The following is a 4,868-nucleotide window of genomic DNA, read 5'->3' as shown; positions in this document are numbered from 1 at the left end:
CAAACGATTGTTATAACACGCAACAAAGCGGCATCACCTCACTATTAGTTTGGAAATCGTCCATGCTGATCAACTGGTTTGCACTGAAATTAATCCCAATCGCACCTAAAAAATTCATGGTTTTATTGAATTTCCAAAACAGCGGCCGATTCAATCGATTAATTAGTTAGTCTCTAAATCACTAGAAATGAGTCACCTAATCCATCTCCAAGACAATAAAAGATGAAGGCAAAAATAATTTTTGCCCTCATCTTTTTAACCATAAACATTAACAGGTTGAAATGCGAAATAAAAGCAAATCCCCTTATTTTAAATACTACTTTCCCGTTCCATTAACTCAGTTCCGATAATAATCAATTCCGGAATCTTTTTGGGATTTTTAACCCGTTCCAATAACATTTCAATTGCTCGTTCACCCATCAATTCAGTATGCACATGAACAGTTGTCAGTGCCGGACTGGTATATTTAGCGATTGCCACATCATTAAAGCTGATCAAGCTTACACGATTTGGTACATCAATATGATGCTGCTGCAAAGCGCGGAGTACACCAACGGCCATTGAATCGCTCCCTATCACAAATCCATGGGGTAGCCTTGCTCCAAGTTCGTTAATAGCTTTAGTCATTAAATTAAAGCCGGATTCCGGTCCAAATGGGCCTTGATAAACAAATTTATCATTATAAAGCCCTTTACTCTTTAAATATTGATTAAAGGTTGCCACTCGGGGATCACGGACGCCTTGTTTTTCAGTGACGATAAGTTCCTTACCGGCAATCATACCAATATCATCAATCCCATTTCGAATAAACCGATCAATAATCTTTCTAACCGGCGTTTCAAAATCACTACGAATACAATCTAAATTATACCCAAGGTAGTTCTCTCCAATACAAATAACCGGCAACCCATAAGATTTCAATTGGGTGACTTCGGTAGTATCAAACTTTCCAACGGCAATAATGCCGTCAAAGTTCTTAATCCGATTCTTATCGATTGACTCATATGTAACCCGCTCGATAGTAGCACCCAGACTAGCTGCTTTATTTTCAATTCCATACTGAATTTGAAGATAATATAGATCGGAAAGTTCCTCTTTATCAGTATGCCATTGAACAATTACAATTTGCTTTCCTAATTTAGATGCCCGCTTGTTACGTTTTTTGTACTGTAGTTTTTCTGCAACTTCTAAGACCCGTCGCCGTGTATCTTCCCCAACGGATAAGGTATCATCAAAGTTTAAGATCCGCGAAACCGTAGAGATTGAAACGCCGGCTTCATTCGCAACATCTTTAATCGTTGTCATTACTATCACCTATTAATGTACTAAATTTTAAGGTATTTTACGTAAATTTTACTAAATTCAGTTCAACCTACTTTCATCATAAATATACTGCTTTAGTTTACCACTACCGGAAGATTTGATAAACGATAGGGACTAAGGCTTATCAATTTTGGGTAAAAATTAACAAATAAACGACCAAGTTAGCTTCCATAAATTAACAAAAAATCATGGATAAAAAGGATCTATTTGAATATCCTTCATCCTGAATGTTTAGATAAGCCTTTTATACTTTGAATTCCACGGCCTCGTTTGGAGAGACCCACAATACCGGTAATCCCTACCTCCGTTTGCTTGAAAATGACGTTTTCTATCTTTATTGGAAACTGTTTTTGATATGAAAATGACTCCCAAAGAGTTTTTTCATAATTGTTTACATTTTTCCGCAATTACTTTCAAAATCAAAAAGGCCCCGGTACTTGTTATATAAAATAACAACTAACGGGGCGCATTATTATCACAAATAGTATCGAATGGGGTTTCGATTAACGCTATGTCAGAAATAACGTTTACCTATTCATTTCGATAAGTTGGATAGTGTAACATGGGGTGAAATAAGTTTCAATTACCTTCGATATTTTTAATTAAGCTTATTTCATACAGCAATCACTCTAATAGAATGCGTTTACATCGTATTTCAAACCAAAAATGGATCCGGGCAAACATGTCCAGAATACGTTAACGGTTGAGGAAATTACCGATAATGTCAGTTTAAACGCGAATTATTTAACCCGACTCCTTAAACACTGTACAGGTATGACCACACTTCAGTTCTTAACTTCATTAAAATCGAAGTTGCTACCTTGCTTCTAATCCGAACAGAAATGCCGGTTAAACAGGTTGCCTATAACTCATATTTTAATGATCCAAAGGTATTTATGAGACGTTTCAAAAGCTCAACAGGATTATCCCCCAGTGAATACAGGAAATCATATAACTTAATTCACCTCAATAATCCACACGTTGATCCTCAAATTCCAATTCCAAAACGAATTGCGGATTCTATCGATTATATTCCTGAAAATGGTGACATCTCTGAATAAGTCCCAAACAATCATACTTTCCCTTTACAACACAAAAATTCTTAGGAGGAATTTACAATGCATATCTTCACAAAAAAATTTGCCGGTCAATCAATTATCTCTTGGTTTTTTCTAAATCATTTTAATTTGGATTGCCTGGGCAGTCCATAACGGCACGTTGCCAAACAATGTAACAACTATTACATTTGCAGCCGTTATATTACTAGCAATTTACTGGAGTTTTTCACTTGATCGAAAAAGAAGTAACAACAAGTGAATTCGCTTTTGTTAACCCCGTATTCATGTTAGTATCGCAAGTGAACACAACGAATATGAGGGGTTGAGAATCAGATGACATTTAATCATAAAAAAACCAAATTGGCAATCCTTGGAATGATTGCCGGAGGAATCTTGTTGGGAACCTCTGTAACAGCAAACGCTGCTTTGTCCCCATCAAGTACTTTACCAAAAACCGATATGGTCGATGTTTCCCAGCTGGCAGGGAAACCTAACTGCCGCTGATTACCAAACAATGGCTGGCAACGGTGTTAAGGCCGTGACAATTAAAGCAACCGAAGGTACCTACTATAACGAATCCCTACCTGTCACAACAGGTTCAATATGCACAACAGGCAGGCCTGAGTGTCAACTTCTACCATTTTGTCCACTTCACCTCAACCGATCAGGCTCAAAGTGAAGCTCAAAACTTTATTAAAGCAGTTCAACTTGTTACCAACTCCAAAGACGTCGTCATGGTTGCCGATTTTGAATCATCAGAATTAGCAGGCGTTTCCAAATCGCAAAACGATGCCAACCTGGCCGCCTTTGATGCAACACTTAACCAGGCCGGCTATAATAAAACCGACCTATACACAATGGCAAGTTGGTTGGGTGTACACATTGATACGAACACTTCCAATAATGGTTGGATTGCAGACTATCCAAATAACCCAACCGGCAGTAAATATACTTCTGCCAACGCATGGCAATGGGCATCCGATTATCGATTCCCATCAATTAATCAAAACATGGATGTCAGCCAAATGAACAACGATTTTTACTTGAATTCAACAGCTGGCTCAACAACTGATACGTCGACGCCAACAACCGGCTCCAGCAGTTCCTCAAGTTCATCGAGTTTATCAAGTTCATCAAGTTCAATTTCCAGCTCGTCAAGTTCGACAACGAGCGGTTCAACATCATCAACACCGGGTGAAATTGTTAAAGTACCGGGACCATCCGGCAAACAGTATTCAGCCAGCCGTTCCAAATCCGTTAAACTAGTATGGCGGAGCAATATGGGCCGTCATGCCTACAAAACAACGGATGGTGCCCGTTACTCCAAGCATCTTGGCATGCGTTACGGTTACAATTCGGATATGCCCGACATCACTTGGTACACCGACGCCCATGAAAAGTTATATATGAAGAATTCCGGACATTACGCTATTTATTATCACGTTAAGAGTGCAAACGGCCAGCATGGTGGCTGGATTTGGCGCGGTTATTTGAATAAATAATCTATAGAAACCCAAAATGAGGTTGGACAAAATTTAATTTTGTTCCAGTCTCATTTTTTTAGATATTACAGCCTGTTACCTGATTGTTGTATGACTGTAAATAAATGCTTTTATCCGCGCCACTATTGAGAAAGGCTACATAAGAGCTATTTTTAAAAAGACAACTATTGTGATACGATTCGGACTATATTATCATTACCGACAACTTAGAATCCAATCACAGGAGTACAATTTAAATGAAAAAATCAAATTCCCTAAAACTTGCCGCTTTGGCACTAGCTACTTTTGGTGCACTATTTGCTGGTAATGCCAGCTTATCCGTCCAGGGCAACACTTTTTCGGCCAATCATCCAAACGCTGATATGGTTGACATCTCGGCTTATCAAGGAGCTCAAACAAACCTTGGCCTTCAAAATATGAAGGATTCCGGTGTACAGGCCATGACAATTAAAGCAACGGAAGGCACTTTTTATACCAATCCATTACTGGGTCAGCAAACTGCCACGGCTCAATCGTCGGGTTTAAGCATTAACTTTTATCATTATGCTCAATTCACTACCAAGAACCAAGCTAAAAAAGAGGCAAAATACTTTGTAAAAAAGTAAAAGGGGTAACCAGTCAGCGAAACGTCGTCATGGCCGTTGATTTTGAGGCTCCCAAATTAGCTCACCTTTCAATTGCAACCAATGATCGAAATATCAAGGCATTTAACAAGGTCGTTAAAGCTGCTGGCTTCAGCAAAACCGATATTTATACCAACGCTAATTGGGTTGATAGTTATGTCAGCATGAACACCGCTAATCTCGGGTGGCTTGCCAACTATCCAAATAATCCAACGGGAAAGAAATATGTTGCTGCCAATGCTTGGCAATGGACATCCAACTTTAAATTTGCCGGTCAGGCAGGTAAATTAGATGTCAGTCAGCTTAATAACAGCTATTATTTAAATGACTAAAAAGGCAATTTTCAATTCTTTATTTTAATC

Annotated in this window: 4 protein-coding genes and 1 pseudogene; 4 read left to right on the top strand and 1 reads right to left on the bottom strand. The window is 38.6% G+C overall.

Annotation, left to right across the window (positions count from 1 at the left end; translation table 11 throughout):
* Positions 1-309: 309 nt before the first annotated feature.
* Positions 310-1,305: a LacI family DNA-binding transcriptional regulator gene (locus HMPREF0519_RS01805; protein WP_003634144.1), complete on the bottom strand. Its 996-nt coding sequence runs from the start codon at positions 1,303-1,305 to the stop codon at positions 310-312.
* A gap of 839 nt (positions 1,306-2,144) precedes the next feature.
* Between HMPREF0519_RS01805 and HMPREF0519_RS14655 the strand changes: the two genes are divergently transcribed.
* From HMPREF0519_RS14655 to HMPREF0519_RS14705, 4 genes and pseudogenes are all read left to right on the top strand, one after another.
* Positions 2,145-2,384, top strand: coding sequence for a helix-turn-helix domain-containing protein (locus HMPREF0519_RS14655; RefSeq protein ID WP_324602951.1), 240 nt, complete (start codon positions 2,145-2,147; stop codon positions 2,382-2,384).
* Positions 2,385-2,714: 330 nt separating this feature from the next.
* On the top strand, positions 2,715-2,885 hold the full coding sequence (locus HMPREF0519_RS14225; protein WP_225429095.1) for a hypothetical protein: 171 nt from the start codon (positions 2,715-2,717) through the stop codon (positions 2,883-2,885).
* A 65-nt stretch (positions 2,886-2,950) separates the two neighbouring features.
* Positions 2,951-3,883 (top strand): GH25 family lysozyme, encoded by a 933-nt coding sequence (locus HMPREF0519_RS01795; RefSeq protein WP_225429178.1) that lies wholly within the window; start codon positions 2,951-2,953, stop codon positions 3,881-3,883.
* A gap of 236 nt (positions 3,884-4,119) precedes the next feature.
* Positions 4,120-4,838, top strand: a pseudogene (locus HMPREF0519_RS14705) (GH25 family lysozyme).
* Positions 4,839-4,868: the final 30 nt, after the last annotated feature.

Origin of the sequence: Lentilactobacillus hilgardii DSM 20176 = ATCC 8290 (assembly GCF_000159315.1) — a bacterium.
Lineage (GTDB): Bacteria > Bacillota > Bacilli > Lactobacillales > Lactobacillaceae > Lentilactobacillus > Lentilactobacillus hilgardii.
The sequence above is the reverse complement of the archived record's forward strand: the minus strand, read 5'-3'. Positions and strand labels throughout refer to the sequence as shown.

Coding starts and splice junctions, on each gene's coding strand:
- HMPREF0519_RS01805 (WP_003634144.1), bottom strand. CDS start 1,305: ATGACAACGATTAAAGATGTTGCGAATGAAGCCGGCGTTTCAATCTCT.
- HMPREF0519_RS14225 (WP_225429095.1), top strand. CDS start 2,715: ATGACATTTAATCATAAAAAAACCAAATTGGCAATCCTTGGAATGATT.